General features: G+C 40.8%; 1 protein-coding gene. It reads left to right on the top strand.

Annotation, left to right across the window (positions count from 1 at the left end):
* Positions 1-13 precede the first annotated feature (13 nt).
* Positions 14-109, top strand: a complete 96-nt coding sequence (locus AC1DVB_RS27855; protein ID WP_477592090.1) for an amino acid permease C-terminal domain-containing protein — start codon at positions 14-16, stop codon at positions 107-109.
* Positions 110-603 lie beyond the last annotated feature (494 nt).

The raw sequence follows: 603 nt of genomic DNA, 5'->3' as shown, positions 1-603 counted from the left end.
GAGTCATACATGGATAAGGTTTTTAATCTGGATGGCTATCGGAGTTGTCATTTACTTCGCTTATTCCCGTAAGCATTCCAATCTTAACCAGCAGGAAAATGATCATTGAAAAAGACACTTTTTGAGCGTTTCAGTTTGACGACTAAGGGAGTTAGGAAGGCTGTCTCCCCGAACCAAGATTTTAAATGAAAACTTGGTTATCCTTCATGTTTTTTTGTTTTTCGCTAGCCAGTTATTCAGCAGGAGTGTCGCGAGCTTATTCAAGTGTTCGAAATGAGTCCTGCCTACAGTTTTTTCTTAAAAATATATTCCAGTTGATTGGAACGGAAGGTACGAGACTCCTACGGGAAAAGAGCGTCCAATTGAGACCCCACAGGCGCCAAGAGCGCCGAGGAGGCTCCCGGACCGCCCGCGGAAAGCGAGTGCCCTACGTTCCAATCAACGTTCATATTCTACACTCTCTCAAAAAAAGTATACGGTCTGAGACACTCTCTGGAGTGTCTTTTTTTGTTTGGACATATATCGTTCATAAGTATTATGTGAAAGAAGAAAATTTCTCAAAGTAAATTAAGATAAACAGACTTTATGTCGAAATAGTATATA

The sequence above is a fragment of the Peribacillus sp. P4_D6 genome (genome assembly GCF_056401795.1).
The sequence above is the reverse complement of the archived record's forward strand: the minus strand, read 5'-3'. Positions and strand labels throughout refer to the sequence as shown.